Origin of the sequence: Bacteroides sp. 4_1_36 (genome assembly GCF_003466325.1) — a bacterium.
Lineage (GTDB): Bacteria > Bacteroidota > Bacteroidia > Bacteroidales > Bacteroidaceae > Bacteroides > Bacteroides uniformis.
In genome coordinates this window covers 203,794-218,293 of the sequence record NZ_QSOX01000001.1, presented here as the reverse complement: position 1 = coordinate 218,293, position 14,500 = coordinate 203,794, and the positions used below count along the sequence as shown (strand labels likewise).

Below are 14,500 nucleotides of genomic sequence, written 5' to 3'. Positions count from 1 at the left end.
GGGGAGACTTGATATGAAGAGGATTATAGTACTGATTGGCATGGTTTTCGTGTTTCTGGCTTGTACGGGAGACTTTAAGGAAATCAATACGGACAAGTCCGGTGTGACGGACGAGAACTTGCAGGCCGACTATAACGAACATGGCATCCGTCTTGGAATCATCCAGCAAGGCATCTATTTCAATTACGACTACGGAAAGGGGAAGAACTGGCCTTTTCAGTTGACCCAGAATTTGAATGCCGATATGTTCAGCGGTTACATGCACGATGCCAAGCCTCTGAATGGAGGTTCGCACAATTCGGACTACAACTTGCAGGATGGATGGAACAGCGCCATGTGGGGACATACCTATGAGTATGTTTTCCCGCAGATATATCAGTCGGAGAATGCCACACGTGATCGCATGCCTGCCTTTTTCGGCATTACCAAGATACTGAAGGTGGAAGTGATGCACCGTGTCACGGACTATTACGGCCCTATTGTGTATAGTCATTTTGCCGATCTCGAAGCCCGTTATATGCCCGACACGCAGAAAGAGGTCTATAATGCATTTTTCTGTGAACTCGATACGGCTGTAGCTGTACTTTCCGATTATATTGTCGAGCATCCGGGAGCTTCGGAGTTTGCGCGTTTCGATATGTTGTTGGACGGTGATTATGACTCTTGGATAAAGTTTGCCAACTCGTTGAGGATGCGGCTTGCCATGCGCATTGCGGTAGCCAGTCCGGAGAAGGCAAAAACGGAATTCCGTAAAGCGATGGATAATGAATACGGAGTCATTCGGGAGGCGGACGAGTCGGTGGCGGTTTCCACGGCGAGTGGATATACCAATCCGTTGGGCGAGATAAACCTTGTTTGGAATGAAGCTTATATGGGAGCGCCGATGGAGTCCATACTGAACGGATATGAAGATCCCCGTCGTGAAATCTATTTTGCCACTTGCCAGGATGAACAGTTTGCAGGCGAGTATCGCGGCATTCGTCAGGGTACATGCTTTGCACATAACTATTATAATACACTCTCAAAATTGAAAGTTACCCAGCAGACTGATGCAGTGTTGATGCCGGCAGCAGAAGTCTGGTTCCTGCGTGCCGAGGCTGCCCTACGGGGATGGACCGATGAGTCGGTGAAAACCTGCTATGAAGAAGGGGTAATGGCTTCTTTCCGTCAGTATGGCATCTTGCAGTCCGATGCTTATCTGGAGAGCGACTTGTTGCCTGCCGATTTTGTGGATACCTACGATATGGAGAATGATATTACCGCCCGTTGTCAGGTTTCGCCACGCTGGCTGGAGTCAGCGGATAGGGATACGAAACTGGAGAAGATTATTACCCAAAAATGGATTGCCATGTTTCCCGAAGGGTGTGAAGCTTGGGCGGAACAGCGCCGGACGGGGTATCCCCGGCTATTCCCCGTGCGCTTTAATCACAGTAAAGACGGGTGTATAGATACTGAGACAATGATTCGCCGTCTGAACTTTCCCGGCGGACTGAAGACGGAGAATGCCGAGCAGTATGCCGCTTTGGTAGAGGCACTGGGTGGAGATGACAATGCCGGTACCCGATTGTGGTGGGATACCGGCATCAACTGGTAGAGATACCTTATTATATAGGGATATTTTTTATTGGATGGGGTGATTCTCGGCAAAAATTGCCATACGTTCGTCCAACTGGTCGTACTGATGGTCTTGGATAAAGGAAGTGCAGGCACGTAATCCTTCCTGATGGCTTCCGGTGGTCACCAGTGAAATGGCGCTTACACCGTAGTACATTAGTTCCCGCGCAAGTTCTCCGCTACTCATGCCCGGGTAACCGATGGTGAAATAGAAACCGTCGGCAACGGGATCACCCAAATCATTGTCGTATACCAAGTGGAAACCGTGGCGCAAGAAGATTTCTTTCAGGCGGCGGGCACGTTCACCGTATACTTTCACTTCATCAAGAAAGTTGTATTGATCTTCATTAGCTGCTTTAAGCATGGCGGCAAGAGCATACTGAGCAGAGTGGCTGGTGCCGGAGGAGAGTGCATAGAGTACGCGGTGGATGAATACTGTGCCGAAGGTGCCGCCGCCGTAGCGTTGTGTCAGCCCGGGATAGGCCCGGTGATACAGTTTGTCCGAAATGCAGCTGACACCGATACGTTGACCGGCATAGCTGAAAGCTTTGGAACCGGAAATGAGCAGCACGTAATAGTCCGTATAGTGTGCCACAGAAGGTTGGTAAGGCGCTTGGAACGGTTTGCTCAAGTCTTGGCGGAAGTCCATGGCAAAGTAGGCGAGGTCTTCCAACACAATGACGTCATATTGGGTTGCCAGTTCGCCGATGATGCGCAACTCTTCTTCTTTCAGGCAAATCCAGCTGGGGTTGTTGGGATTGGAATAGACGATGGCAGAGATATTGCCTTTGCTGAGGTAACTTTCCAGCTTCGCTTTCAACTTGTCGCCACGGTAGTCATATACGTCAAAGGTTTCATATTTCTGTCCCATCACGACCAGCTGCTGCTTCTGTACCGGGAAACCGGGATCGATGAAGAGAATGGTATCCTTTTTCTCATCGCACTGGCTACATGTGAGGAATGAAGCGAAAGTTCCTTGCATGGAGCCGGTAACTGGTACACAACCTTCGGGGGCTACATCTACATTGATAAAGGCTTTGATAAAACGTGATGCTTCCTCTTTCAAGGCGGGAAGTCCGTTAATGTCCGGGTAGAGGCTGGCAATACCATTCTGCAATGCCTCCACCTCGGCCTTTACGCCGACGGCTGAGGGGGGGAGTCCGGGTACACCCATTTCCATTTTTATGAATTCCACACCCGATGCCGCTTCGGCATTGGCTGCAATGGCTTTTACTTCACGGATGGTTGCTTTGGCAAAGTCTGTGATATGAAAATCTGCGATAGTTTCATCTATCAACTTACGTTCAATAGGAGTATTTCTCATGATTTCAATATTAATTTAGTTTTGCAAAGGTAACATAAATCTCTTATAATCAAGCTATGTTAAAAAAAAGATGATTTTTTTTCTTTCAAGCTATTGCAGATATAAGAATTTTGTCTACCTTTGCAACCGCAATCGAGAGAGATAGCAACGAAAGAATGAAATAATGGTGCGTTAGTTCAGTTGGTTAGAATACATGCCTGTCACGCATGGGGTCACGGGTTCGAGTCCCGTACGCACCGCGAAAGTAAATAATAAATTAAAGCAAAGCTCTGAAATTCAAGGATTTCAGAGCTTTTTTTTTTTCTGTATCGGCAAGAATAACGATTAAAAACAAATCATGCGTGGGATTATTCGTGGGATTTCTGCCAGTCTTACTATACTCATCTGATGAACTTGAACTTTCTTGCGGTATAATCGGGAATTCGGGTACAAATATCCGTAAATCATATACACCTTCGCTTGTGCTATCGCGGTACCTTTGTCATCAGAAGTTTAGCAAGAAAAATAGAGTAATATAACGTATGACAAAAACAATTTTAGGAGTTCTGTCACTGCTTGTCATAATGTCGTGCAGTATTCCCGTAAAGGAGAACACCGTTCAACCCAATATAATGGAAACGAACAAGAAAAATCTCGGAAATCTGTTGGCGCTCTATCCCAAGCCGATGACGGTTGTCGGGGCAGAGGTTGAAGGGAAAGTAAACTGGCTAGTGGTAGGGCATACGGGTGTTATTGGACATGACCGGATACTCATCAGCATGAGTAAAAGCCATTACACTAATCAAGGGATAAAGGACTCAAAACGACTTTCCGTCAATCTAGTGAGTCGTGAAATATTGCCGAAAGCTGACTATGTGGGAAGTGTAAGCGGTGCGACGGTCGATAAGTCGGAGGTGTTTGCCTACCATATTGGCGAAAACGGTACCCCCGTTATAGACGCATCACCCCTCACCATGGAGTGTGAGGTGGTAGACATCTATGAAACTGAAGGTTTCGACAATTTCATTTGTGCGATAGTCAATACATACGCTGCTCCTGAAGTGCTTGATAATAACGGGAAACTTGACTATACGAAGCTGAAACCCGTATTGTTTGAATTTCCGACCTATTCCTACCTTGCCACGGGAGAGATTATCGGCAAATGCCTGAATCTGGATAAGCGGCCGGGTATGTGCGCCAAAGAGCCGATGAGTGCTGACGGTATCGTGCGGTTGTCGAAAATCGAGGTTTATCCGCAGTATCTCGACGAGTATATGAAATACGCAACCGAAGTAGGCGAAATCTCTCTGCGTACCGAATCGGGCGTGCTGACTATGTATGCGGTCGGCGAGAAGGAGAATCCCTGCAAGGTGACTATTCTCGAAACCTATGCGAGCCATGCGGCTTATGTAAAACATATTGCATCAGAACACTTTCAGAAATACAAGCAAGGAACGTTGCGCATGGTCAAATCATTGGTCTTGTCTGACCAGACGCCACTTAATCCGGCTAACAAGCTCAATAACTTCATGCAATAAATAGAACGACTATGAACAAGATTTTTTTAATTTCAGTATTCAGCATTTTAACACTCAATGTTATGGCACAAGAAAAGATAGTACAGACAGCAGGACGCACCCAGTTGGGTGAGTTTGCTCCTAAATTTGCGGAACTAAACGACGATGTCCTCTTTGGCGAGGTCTGGAGCCGCACCGACAAACTCGGTCTGCGTGACCGTAGTTTAGTAACCATTACCTCTCTTATCAGTCAGGGTATCACGGATAATTCGCTCGTGTTCCACCTTCAGTCGGCAAAGAAGAACGGTATTACCCGTACGGAGATTGCCGAAATCATCACCCATATCGGTTTTTATGCCGGTTGGCCCAAAGCGTGGGCAGCGTTTAATCTGGCCAAAGGTGTATGGGCAGAGGACACTGCCGGTGAAGATGCCAAAGCCGCATTCCAGCGTGAAATGATTTTCCCCATTGGGGAACCGAACACTGCATATGCACAGTACTTCATAGGCAACAGTTATCTTGCTCCCGTTTCACGCGAGCAGGTTTCCATCTCTAACGTCACTTTCGAGCCTCGTTGTCGCAATAACTGGCACATACACCGCGCTACTAAAGGCGGTGGGCAGATGCTTATCGGTGTTGCCGGTCGTGGATGGTATCAAGAAGAAGGCAAGCAGGCAGTAGAGATTCTACCCGGTACGGTTATCCATATCCCTGCAAATGTGAAGCATTGGCACGGTGCCGCTTCTGATGGTTGGTTTGCCCATCTTGCTTTCGAAGTTCCCGGTGAGGATACTTCTAATGAGTGGCTGGAACCGGTGACGGATGAAGAATACGATAAACTTAAGTAATACCATCCAAACTCCTGTAATTTAAACGATTGCGGGAGTTTTTGCTTTATAGGACCATGATTTAGTAGCCGGAGGAAAAGCATAATCCGTAATTTGGGTATAGATACCGGGGATTTGTCTACACGGCATATGACGGATACTGCCTATTTTTGCATCATCATTAATAATCCTAAAGATAATTATAAAATCAACAGAAAGATGAATATGAAAAAATTACTATTAATTTCTATGATGCTGATGACCGTTCTGGCAATGGCAGCCTGCGAAGATTCAGGTGATGAACCGTTTACACCCGAACATCCTGAACTTTCCGGACCATCGGGTGGGGAAGATGAGAATGAATCCGAAGTTCCGGATGTATCTTCATTGCAGGTAAATATCATGGTTAGCAATCGTACCATTACTGCCACTATGGAGGACAATGCCGCCACACAGGATTTTCTTGCTCGTCTGCCATTGGAGGTTACGTTGAATGATTACAATAATACTACAGAAAAAATCTTCTATCCCTCTCCGGCTCTGGCAATTGAAGGTGTTACGCGTGGCTGTGCTCCTATTGCCGGTGATATAACCATCTATGCCCCATGGGGAAATGTGGCAATTTTTTGTAAGAATGGGTCTTATAGTGATACTTTGATTAAAATCGGTCGTGTTGATGGCAATGGCATTGAAATGTTGAGTGTGCCTGGAGATATACTTGTGAGATTTGAAAGAAGATAAGAATGGATTAATAAGGGCACTATGACTACGAACGAATTCAAGGAATATGTAAAGACGCGTCAAGCGCTTGATACGGAGGAGATACATCGCTTTATGGACAAAATGAGCAATGAAGCCAGACGCATCACTTTCCGGCTGAACACGGCATATCATACACCGGACGAGGTACGTGGGTTACTCTCCGAATTGTTCGGTTATCAAGTCCCGTCATCGTTCCGGGTATTCCCACCGTTCTATACCGATTTCGGGAAGAATATTACAGTGGGCGAAGGCGTATTTATTAATGCCTGCTGTCATTTTCAGGACCATGGTGGTGTGATAATCGGTGACGGATGCCAAATCGGGCATAATGTAGTCTTTGCAACGCTCAATCATGGTTTGCCTCCGGAAGAACGCCAAACTACCTATCCGGCACCGATTGTATTGGGTAGGAATGTCTGGGTAGGTTCTAATGCGACGATTCTTCCAGGAGTGACAATCGGTGACAATGCTGTGGTGGGAGCTGGAGCGGTTGTGACGAAAGATGTGGAAGCGAATACAATAGTAGGCGGTGTCCCCGCGAAATTGATAAAGAGAATAGAGTAATAATTATAACATTGAAAACAAGATGAGAATAATATCAAATACAGCATTCGGCGGAGAAAGACCTTTGTTTGAATCACATGACTTACGTTTGGAGAATGTAATTATCCATGCCGGAGAATCAGCCATCAAGGAATGCAGCAACATCGAAGCTGTCAATTGTCGATTCGAAGGGAATTACCCCTTCTGGTATGTTCACGGGTTTGTAATCGACCGTTATTTTTTCGATGTCGGCGGGCGTTCGGCACTGTGGTATTCCGACCATCTGAAAATGACCGATACGCGTATCGACGCACCCAAAATGTTCCGCGAGATGCACGACATCGAAATTGAGAATGTAGAGATGAACGATGCCGATGAAGTATTCTGGCGTTGCCAGAATCTGAACATCAGAAATCTGAAGTTGCATGGAGGAACTTATCCGTTCATGTTCAGTAGCGACATCCGCATAGACGGATTGGAGAGCGACAGCAAATACGTTTTCCAGTATGTGAAGAATGTAGAGTTGCGCAATGCCAAAGTCACTACAAAGGATGCTTTCTGGGAGGTGGAGAATGTGACAATCTACGATTCCGAACTCAATGGCGAATATCTCGGCTGGCATTCGCACAATCTCCGGTTGGTGAACTGCCATATAACCGGTGAGCAACCGCTCTGCTATGCCCACGACCTCGTATTGGAGAATTGTACCTTTGGTCCCGACTGCGACCGGGCTTTCGAATACAGTTCGGTGCAGGCAACCATCAAGGGGGCTATAGGTGGGGTGAAGAATCCACGGACAGGCAGTATCACTGCCGAAAGCTATGGGGAAATCATTCTCGATGAAAATATAAAGGCACCTGCCGACTGTGAGTTGAAGCTTTGGGACGAGAAAACTTGTTTCACCGACTGATGCCTTTGCAAATAGCCTGATGGGAATAAAAAAGGGAAAGACCGATTACTTGTTGTCGCTTATCCGCGAAGGGAAGAGTATGACGCTGGGGCAGCAGTTACGCCTGACTGCATACCTCAGTGTCCCTGCTATTATGGCACAGGTGTCCTCCATCGCCATGCAGTATATCGATGCTTCGATGGTTGGTAGCCTGGGTGCGAATGCAGCGGCTTCCATTGGATTGGTTTCAACCACGACATGGCTGTTCTGGGGATTGTGTGCCGCCGCTGCAACGGGATTTTCTGTCCAAGTGGCACACCGGATTGGGGCCGGAGATTTTGCAGGAGCGAAAAAAATACTCTGCCAATCGGTTACGGCTACACTTGTTTTCAGTTCTTTGTTGGCGGTTGTCGGCATTTCTATCAGTGGTGTGCTTCCCGGCTGGCTGGGTGGTGATGAAATGATACGGAGCGATTCATCCTTCTATTTCCGGATATTTTCACTTTTCTTACCCGCCTTACAGTTGAATTTCCTTGCGGGCGGCATGTTGCGGTGTAGTGGGAATATGCGTGTACCCAGTATGCTTAATGTACTGATGTGTTTTTGGGATGTCGTGTTCAACTTCTTCCTTATTTTCCCGACATGGCAGGTAGACTGGTGGGGATGGGAGTTCATCGTTCCCGGCGTAGGTTTAGGTGTGGAAGGTGCGGTATTGGGAACCGTGTTGGCCGAACTTATCACTGCCGGTGGGATGATGTGGTATCTTTGCCGTCGCTCGTCCATGCTGAGACTATCCGGGGGGCAGGGCAGTTTTCTTCCCTGGAAAGAGACGCTGCGCCAGGCTGTCCGCATCTCCCTGCCAATGGGATTCGAGCATATTGCCATTTGCGGAGCGCAGATTATGACGACGGTTATCGTCGCACCGCTCGGCATCGTCGCCATTGCCGCCAACTCATTTGCCATCATCGCTGAAAGCCTTTGTTATATGCCCGGCTACGGTATATCGGAGGCTGCCACGACGTTGGTAGGCCAGAGTCTTGGAGCAAACCGTATCCGGTTACTCAAGCGTTTTGCCAACATTACCGTTTGGTCAGGGATGCTGATTATGGGAGTCATGGGAGTGCTGATGTATGTGGCAGCCCCTCAGATCATTGGAGTGATGACGCCTGTGGAGGAAATCCGCATGTTGGGAATCGGGATTCTGCGGATAGAAGCTTTTGCGGAGCCGATGTTTGCGGCATCTATCGTCGCCTACGGTGTATTTGTGGGTGCGGGCAATACATTTGTTCCCAGTCTGATGAATTTTGGCAGTATCTGGGGTGTCCGGCTGACACTGGCAGCATGGCTTGCCCCTACGATGGGGCTACGGGGCGTATGGCTTGCCATGTGTATTGAGCTTTGTTTCCGGGGAGCGATTTTTCTTGTCAGGCTTTGGAGTGGTAACTGGATTTATAAGTTGCGAATAAAAAGATAAATTATGAAATACGATTTCGATACAATCATCCCGCGTCGCGGGACGAATTCTTATAAATGGGATACTCCCGAAGAGGAGAATGTACTGCCCATGTGGGTGGCAGATATGGATTTCCGTACAGCACCCGCTATTATCGATGCCTTACAAAAGCGGGTGGCGCACGGTATTTTCGGTTATACAAAAGTACCCGAAGCCTATTATGATGCGGTCGTCCGGTGGTTCGATGACCGGCATCGCTGGCAGGTTGATTCCCGGTGGATTATCTATACGAGTGGTGTCGTGCCGGCTCTGTCAGCCATTATCAAAGCCTTGGCCATGCCGGGTGATAAAGTCATCGTTCAGACTCCTGCCTATAATTGTTTCTACTCATCTATCCGTAATGACGGATGCGAGTTGTTTGCCAATAATCTCGTTTATCAGGATGGCCGCTACGTAATCGACTTTGCCGATCTTGAAAGGAAAGCTTCCGATCCGAAAGCAAAAATCCTGCTGCTGTGCAATCCTCACAATCCGGTCGGACGGGTCTGGACTCCGGAAGAACTGCAGCATATAGGTGATATTTGTTTACGGAATGAGGTGTTTGTCGTGGCGGATGAGATTCATTGTGAACTGACTTACGAAGGATATGACTACACACCCTTTGCCTCCTTGTCCGAACGCTTTTTGCAAAATTCCGTCACTTGCGTTTCGCCGAGTAAGGCGTTCAACCTTGCCGGGTTGCAAATCGCCAATATCATCGCAGCCGATGAAGAGGTGCGCCGCCGTATTGACAGAGCCATTAACATCAACGAGGTATGCGACGTCAATCCGTTCGGCGTAATCGCCACAATGGCAGCTTACAACGAAGGTGGGGAATGGCTCGATGCCTTGCGGAAATATCTGCGGGGGAATTACGAATACCTCTGCTGCTTTTTCAAGGAACGGTTACCACAATATCCCGTGCTGCCACTCGAAGGAACTTATTTGGTTTGGATAGACTGCCGTGCTTCCGGTATCAGCTCAGATGTTGTCGCCTTGCGTTTGCAAGAACAACAGCATCTGATGGTCAATTCCGGTACGATGTACGGTCCCGGTGGAGAGGGCTTTATCCGGCTGAATATCGCTTGTCCCCGGGCTCTGCTTGCTGATGGACTGGAACGGATGGCCCGTTTATTCTATCGTGAAGTCTTCTGATTTAAATCCGCTGTAATACCTACCGGAGAAGGCGGTGAACTTCAGGACACAATAATCGGGATCAGTCACTCCTTCGGGATAGTACATAGTGTCGCCTTCCTGCCATATCATTTCCTTACTGGTGCTGTCCGTCAGTATCTCCATCGTGCCGCGCAGCATTACGCCCTTGAAGAAGCGTGTGTTGCAGACGTAAAGGCATGCCCGGTTATTTTTGAGAAATTGCGAAACGCGCATCGACGAGGTGTTCGTTGATAGGTAAATGTGTTTGAGCCCTTCCCTTTTGCGGGTTTGCAACATGGCCTTAATGTTGGGAAAGCCTTCGGCATCCACCGAACCGACAAAGATGGTTTTTTCCTTGTCAATCATGTTTCCTACTGTTTTTTCTGCATCTCTCATTGTTTGTTTTTTTTATGGGTTATTGTTTCAAGGGCAAAGATAGCCGGTAAGTGGAACTTTTGTACAATAAAAAAGAAGGAGGATATGTCACTTTTCACGGTTTCTCCATTTTCCGGTAGGCGAGGGGAGTATACCCTATACATTGTCGGAAACTACGTACAAAGTAGGAGACGGTTGAGAAATGGAGTTCGGAGGCTATTTCTGAAATGGGGAGGTCGGTGTAGGTGAGCAGACGCTGGGCTTCGTCTGTAACCTTGTTGAGTATGTACTGCTTGGCGTTGATGTTTATGGCCGAAGAGAGGATTTCGTTCAGATAGTTGGGAGTGATGCATAGTTTATCGGCATAGAATTGTACAGAATGCTGCTCCCGGAAGTGCTCCCCAACCAATTCGAAGAATCGGCTGAGGTGGAAGCTGCTGATATCTTTATGTGGCTCCTTACCCGTCTCCGGAGGGATAGAGGTGCAGTAGGCACGGTTGAGTAGCATGAGGACTTCGTAAAGTAAGGCGCGTAATATGCCCGTATCGTGTGGGTGGAAAGAGTCGATTTCGACCTTTATGTCGTGCAGAAGTTGGAGTATTCGTGCATAGAGCCCGTTCGGCAGTTGGAGTTTGTCTACCATTTTTCCCATTCGGAAGAACGGGAGGTGCTGCACGAATAGTGGGTCTTTGAAGAAAGAGGTCAAAAAGGTATCCTCAAAAATTAGAGCATGACCGTTGCCGATACGGTCTGTGTCCCAACTGCGCACCTCACCTGGTTTGGAGAAGAATACATCACCGGGAGCTGCCAAGTGTGTCCGGTTACCGATAGTGAATTCTCCTTCTCCTTCTGTGATGAAGGTGATGTCATAGTAGGTCAGAATATGTACTTTTCCCTGGGTCAAGAATTTCCGGGTATACTGCAAATCAACGACATCTATCAGAAGTTCGCTTCCGTACTTAGTTTTGTAGAAATTGTATCGTGGGATGGCATTTTTCATGGCTTAACATTGTATGATGGCAGTAAAGTTAGAGAAAAAGCTGCTCCGTACAATAGCGAATAGGAAAATGTTGGGTAAAGACCGGGAGTTTTGTTTATCTTTGCACCCGCAATTATCAATCGCCTTGCAACGATTGTCTGGAATTATCATATTATGAAACAGAAACGAATACCATTGGTGGGCAGACAATACCTTGTGCCCTTCATTTTGATTACCTCTCTTTTCTTTTTGTGGGGATTTGCCCATGCCATTCTGAATGTACTGAACAAGCACTTTCAAGAGATACTGGATATCACGAAGACACATTCGGCCTTTATACAGATGACGATGTATATGGGATACTTCATTATGGCCATTCCTGCAGGATTTTTCATCAGTCGCTTCGGATACCGCCGGGGTGTGGTATTCGGTCTGTTGCTTTACGGCGTCGGTTCGCTGCTCTTTATCCCCGGGCAGCATTATCTGTCTTTTAATCTTTTCTTGTTTGCATTGTTCGTGATAGGCTGTGGACTGACGTTTCTTGAAACTGCCGCCAATCCTTATGCCACAGAATTGGGCGCAAAGGAAACTGCTGCCAGCCGGCTGAATTTCGCGCAATCCTTCAACGGTCTGGGATGTATCTGTGCACCAGTACTGGCTGGACTGCTGCTCTTCTCGAAGGATGGGCAGACGGGCTCGGGTAATGTCGCATTGCCCTATATCTGCATGGGGGTAATTGTGTTGCTGGTAGCGTTGGTCTTTTCAAGAATCAAGTTGCCCGAGATTGAACATAGTGTGGAGGTGGACGAAGCTGGTAATAAGGTCGGATTGTGGTCACACCGGCTTTTCATTTTCGGGCTGATAGCCTTGTTTGCCTATGAGGTCGGCGAGATTTCCATCAACAGCTTCTTCATCAACTACGTGGTGGAGCAGAATTGGATGAATGCCCGCGAAGCTTCCGTAGTGCTTTCTTTCGGTGGACTGGGATTATTTATGTTAGGACGTTTTGCCGGTAGCTGGATTATGGGACGTGTGCGTGCCGAGAAGATGTTGCTGGTTTGTGCTACGGGCACTGTGATGACTACCTTGTTGGTGTTGCTGGATGTAGGAATGGTGTCGCTTGCAGCTCTGTTGTGCGGATATGCATTTGAGGCTATTATGTTTCCCACGATTTTTGCACTTTCCTTGCGCGGGCTGGGCAACCATACCAAGAGGGCTTCCTCTTTCCTGATGATGTCTCCCGTGGGAGGCGTGGTAGGTCCGCTGTTGATGGGACTGGTGGCAGACCATACGACGATGGTGTGGGCGTTCATCGTACCGCTGGTTGCCTATTGCGTGGTGTGGGCATATGCCCGCAAGATGGTGTCCGTCTCTACCGCTTCTTCAATATAGAAGGAAGCCTGCGACTCCGGCAAGGATTATCAGTAAGATAGGGTGGAGGTTCCACTTCCACGTCACGCCGAAAGCGGCTGCAAAGATAAGTATGCTTTTGTAATCTATGAAATTTTCCTTGTTCATCAGCAATAGGGCAGCAGCAGCTATCAATGATACGGACATGGGCAGCAGTCCCGACATTGCCGCCTTGATGTATTTGTTGTCCTTGCATTTCACGAAGAAGTAAGAGATGAGCAATACCAGGATGAACGAGGGAAGACATACTGCAATGGTGGTCACGACAGCTCCCCACACGCTTTGAGTAACTGCATAGCCCACATAGGTGGCACTGTTGATGCCTATCGGACCAGGCGTCATCTGCGAGATGGCCACTACGTCCGTGAATTGTTGCAGGGTGAGCCAGTGATGGTGGTCCACCACCTCATATTGGATGAGGGACAACATGGCGTAACCGCCTCCGAAACCGAACATTCCGATTTTTAGATATACCAATATCAGCTGCCAATAAATCATATCTGTAATTTTCTCAGTTTATCTTTTAACCATAATGTATAAAGCATTCCTCCTGCAATTCCTGCAAGGACAATGTATACGGGGGATAGCCCGAATTGCCAGATGAGTATGGTGGTGATGGCTGGAAGCACCAGTTGCCAATACTTCAGCTTCAGTGCCCGTGCAGCCGAAATGCAGGGTATCACAATCAGTGCGACTACTGCCGGACGGATACCGTTAAAGATGCGTATCATCACCTGGTTGTCCTGAAAATGAGCGAAGAACATGGCTATCAGCATCATGATGACAAAAGAGGGGAGGATTGTGGCAAGTGCACACACCAGGCTACCTTTTACTTTATGCAGCTTGTAGCCGACGAATATGGATATATTGACAGCAAAAACACCGGGAAGTGACTGGGTCAACGCAAACATTTCCATGAAATCTTCTTTACTCATCCATCTCTTTTTTACGATTTCCCGTTCAATGAGAGGTATCATAGCGTATCCGCCACCGATAGTGAACATTCCTATCTTGGCAAAGGTCATAAAAAGCAGTAAATATTTCATTATTTCTCTTCGGGTGACTTTCTTTTGCAAAGAAACCCAAATTAATCAACATATACAAATTAGGGGGATAATATTTATTTATTAATATTTTATATTACAGGGCTATATTCTTAAATCTATTTAAAAGGAGAATATTCCGTCGTAAATAAGCTTTATCTTTAACACGTAATTACAAATAATATAAATGTAGATATGATACAGATAGTGCAATTACATGGTACGGATAAAAAGCTGTACGAGCTTGTAGCCCCTTTGGTTATGAGCCCGGAAGTGCTGAAACAGAACTACAATTACCCTTTCCGGACATCGGAAGAGTACGAGTGGTTTGTTGCTCTGGATAATAAACATGTTGTAGGTTTTGTGCCGGTGGAGCACAAGAAGTATGAATGTGTCATCAACAACTATTATATTAAGGAAAGGAATGTTGACACGCTAAAATTGCTTCTGGAAAAGGTACTTGAGAAGCAGGGCGAGGAGAGTAGTCTGACGGCTGTTAGCTTTGTTGAAGATAGGGATGTCTTCAGCGAGCTGGGCTTTTTGGAAGACAAGGTATGGACCCGTTATGTGAAAATGAAGAAAAACAGATAA

At 47.2% G+C, this 14,500-nt stretch carries 15 protein-coding genes and 1 tRNA gene; 11 read left to right on the top strand and 5 right to left on the bottom strand.

Going from position 1 to position 14,500, the window contains the following annotated elements:
- Positions 1-13 precede the first annotated feature (13 nt).
- Positions 14-1,594: a SusD/RagB family nutrient-binding outer membrane lipoprotein gene (locus tag DXD65_RS00905; RefSeq protein ID WP_057281202.1), complete on the top strand. Its 1,581-nt coding sequence runs from the start codon at positions 14-16 to the stop codon at positions 1,592-1,594.
- A gap of 27 nt (positions 1,595-1,621) precedes the next feature.
- On the opposite strand, the gene DXD65_RS00900 is transcribed toward DXD65_RS00905, so the two are convergent.
- Complete coding sequence (locus tag DXD65_RS00900; protein WP_005836540.1) at positions 1,622-2,938, bottom strand: aminotransferase class I/II-fold pyridoxal phosphate-dependent enzyme; 1,317 nt, start codon at positions 2,936-2,938, stop codon at positions 1,622-1,624.
- 165 nt (positions 2,939-3,103) lie between these two features.
- On the opposite strand from DXD65_RS00900, the gene DXD65_RS00895 reads away from it, so the two are divergent.
- The 8 genes from DXD65_RS00895 (at position 3,104) to DXD65_RS00860 (ending at position 10,102) form a co-directional block, all read left to right on the top strand.
- A tRNA-Asp gene (locus tag DXD65_RS00895) sits at positions 3,104-3,177 on the top strand.
- Positions 3,178-3,459: 282 nt separating this feature from the next.
- Positions 3,460-4,455: a flavin reductase gene (locus DXD65_RS00890; protein WP_005825407.1), complete on the top strand. Its 996-nt coding sequence runs from the start codon at positions 3,460-3,462 to the stop codon at positions 4,453-4,455.
- 11 nt (positions 4,456-4,466) lie between these two features.
- Positions 4,467-5,282 (top strand): carboxymuconolactone decarboxylase family protein, encoded by an 816-nt coding sequence (locus tag DXD65_RS00885; protein ID WP_080707057.1) that lies wholly within the window; start codon positions 4,467-4,469, stop codon positions 5,280-5,282.
- Between the two features lie 204 nt (positions 5,283-5,486).
- Entirely contained in the window at positions 5,487-6,002 is a 516-nt protein-coding gene (locus DXD65_RS00880) for a cyclophilin-like fold protein (RefSeq protein WP_172679929.1), read from the top strand.
- Positions 6,003-6,023: 21 nt separating this feature from the next.
- On the top strand, positions 6,024-6,587 hold the full coding sequence (locus DXD65_RS00875) for a sugar O-acetyltransferase (RefSeq protein WP_035448326.1): 564 nt from the start codon (positions 6,024-6,026) through the stop codon (positions 6,585-6,587).
- A gap of 22 nt (positions 6,588-6,609) precedes the next feature.
- The gene (locus DXD65_RS00870; protein WP_117887285.1) at positions 6,610-7,476 is read left to right on the top strand and encodes a DUF3737 family protein; all 867 of its coding nucleotides are present in this window, start codon (positions 6,610-6,612) and stop codon (positions 7,474-7,476) included.
- Positions 7,477-7,495: 19 nt separating this feature from the next.
- The gene (locus tag DXD65_RS00865; protein ID WP_117887284.1) at positions 7,496-8,929 is read left to right on the top strand and encodes an MATE family efflux transporter; all 1,434 of its coding nucleotides are present in this window, start codon (positions 7,496-7,498) and stop codon (positions 8,927-8,929) included.
- Between the two features lie 3 nt (positions 8,930-8,932).
- Complete coding sequence (locus DXD65_RS00860; protein ID WP_005825397.1) at positions 8,933-10,102, top strand: MalY/PatB family protein; 1,170 nt, start codon at positions 8,933-8,935, stop codon at positions 10,100-10,102.
- Here DXD65_RS00860 and DXD65_RS00855 read toward each other — a convergent pair.
- Entirely contained in the window at positions 10,079-10,498 is a 420-nt protein-coding gene (locus DXD65_RS00855) for a pyridoxamine 5'-phosphate oxidase family protein (protein WP_008663307.1), read from the bottom strand. The two genes, DXD65_RS00860 and DXD65_RS00855, sit on opposite strands and share 24 nt — an antisense overlap.
- Before the next feature lie 94 nt (positions 10,499-10,592).
- Complete coding sequence (locus DXD65_RS00850; protein WP_008663309.1) at positions 10,593-11,477, bottom strand: AraC family transcriptional regulator; 885 nt, start codon at positions 11,475-11,477, stop codon at positions 10,593-10,595.
- A gap of 153 nt (positions 11,478-11,630) precedes the next feature.
- Between DXD65_RS00850 and DXD65_RS00845 the strand changes: the two genes are divergently transcribed.
- Positions 11,631-12,848: a sugar MFS transporter gene (locus tag DXD65_RS00845; RefSeq protein WP_005825389.1), complete on the top strand. Its 1,218-nt coding sequence runs from the start codon at positions 11,631-11,633 to the stop codon at positions 12,846-12,848.
- Here the strand turns inward: DXD65_RS00845 and DXD65_RS00840 are convergent.
- Together DXD65_RS00840 and DXD65_RS00835 are read right to left on the bottom strand one after the other, a co-directional pair.
- Complete coding sequence (locus DXD65_RS00840; protein ID WP_005825387.1) at positions 12,840-13,364, bottom strand: chromate transporter; 525 nt, start codon at positions 13,362-13,364, stop codon at positions 12,840-12,842. The two genes, DXD65_RS00845 and DXD65_RS00840, sit on opposite strands and share 9 nt — an antisense overlap.
- Positions 13,361-13,912, bottom strand: coding sequence for a chromate transporter (locus DXD65_RS00835; protein WP_117887283.1), 552 nt, complete (start codon positions 13,910-13,912; stop codon positions 13,361-13,363). Before DXD65_RS00835 ends, DXD65_RS00840 begins: the two co-directional genes overlap by 4 nt.
- Before the next feature lie 192 nt (positions 13,913-14,104).
- Between DXD65_RS00835 and DXD65_RS00830 the strand changes: the two genes are divergently transcribed.
- Entirely contained in the window at positions 14,105-14,500 is a 396-nt protein-coding gene (locus DXD65_RS00830) for a hypothetical protein (RefSeq protein WP_005825381.1), read from the top strand.

What these genes read in the sequence shown, in the direction of transcription:
- DXD65_RS00850 (WP_008663309.1), bottom strand. Translation starts at nt 11,477, where the DNA reads ATGAAAAATGCCATCCCACGATACAATTTCTACAAAACTAAGTACGGA.
- DXD65_RS00855 (WP_008663307.1), bottom strand. Translation starts at nt 10,498, where the DNA reads ATGAGAGATGCAGAAAAAACAGTAGGAAACATGATTGACAAGGAAAAA.
- DXD65_RS00860 (WP_005825397.1), top strand. Translation starts at nt 8,933, where the DNA reads ATGAAATACGATTTCGATACAATCATCCCGCGTCGCGGGACGAATTCT.
- DXD65_RS00890 (WP_005825407.1), top strand. Translation starts at nt 3,460, where the DNA reads ATGACAAAAACAATTTTAGGAGTTCTGTCACTGCTTGTCATAATGTCG.
- DXD65_RS00840 (WP_005825387.1), bottom strand. Translation starts at nt 13,364, where the DNA reads ATGATTTATTGGCAGCTGATATTGGTATATCTAAAAATCGGAATGTTC.
- DXD65_RS00880 (WP_172679929.1), top strand. Translation starts at nt 5,487, where the DNA reads ATGAAAAAATTACTATTAATTTCTATGATGCTGATGACCGTTCTGGCA.
- DXD65_RS00900 (WP_005836540.1), bottom strand. Translation starts at nt 2,938, where the DNA reads ATGAGAAATACTCCTATTGAACGTAAGTTGATAGATGAAACTATCGCA.
- DXD65_RS00870 (WP_117887285.1), top strand. Translation starts at nt 6,610, where the DNA reads ATGAGAATAATATCAAATACAGCATTCGGCGGAGAAAGACCTTTGTTT.
- DXD65_RS00885 (WP_080707057.1), top strand. Translation starts at nt 4,467, where the DNA reads ATGAACAAGATTTTTTTAATTTCAGTATTCAGCATTTTAACACTCAAT.
- DXD65_RS00875 (WP_035448326.1), top strand. Translation starts at nt 6,024, where the DNA reads ATGACTACGAACGAATTCAAGGAATATGTAAAGACGCGTCAAGCGCTT.
- DXD65_RS00865 (WP_117887284.1), top strand. Translation starts at nt 7,496, where the DNA reads ATGGGAATAAAAAAGGGAAAGACCGATTACTTGTTGTCGCTTATCCGC.
- DXD65_RS00905 (WP_057281202.1), top strand. Translation starts at nt 14, where the DNA reads ATGAAGAGGATTATAGTACTGATTGGCATGGTTTTCGTGTTTCTGGCT.
- DXD65_RS00835 (WP_117887283.1), bottom strand. Translation starts at nt 13,912, where the DNA reads ATGAAATATTTACTGCTTTTTATGACCTTTGCCAAGATAGGAATGTTC.
- DXD65_RS00830 (WP_005825381.1), top strand. Translation starts at nt 14,105, where the DNA reads ATGATACAGATAGTGCAATTACATGGTACGGATAAAAAGCTGTACGAG.
- DXD65_RS00845 (WP_005825389.1), top strand. Translation starts at nt 11,631, where the DNA reads ATGAAACAGAAACGAATACCATTGGTGGGCAGACAATACCTTGTGCCC.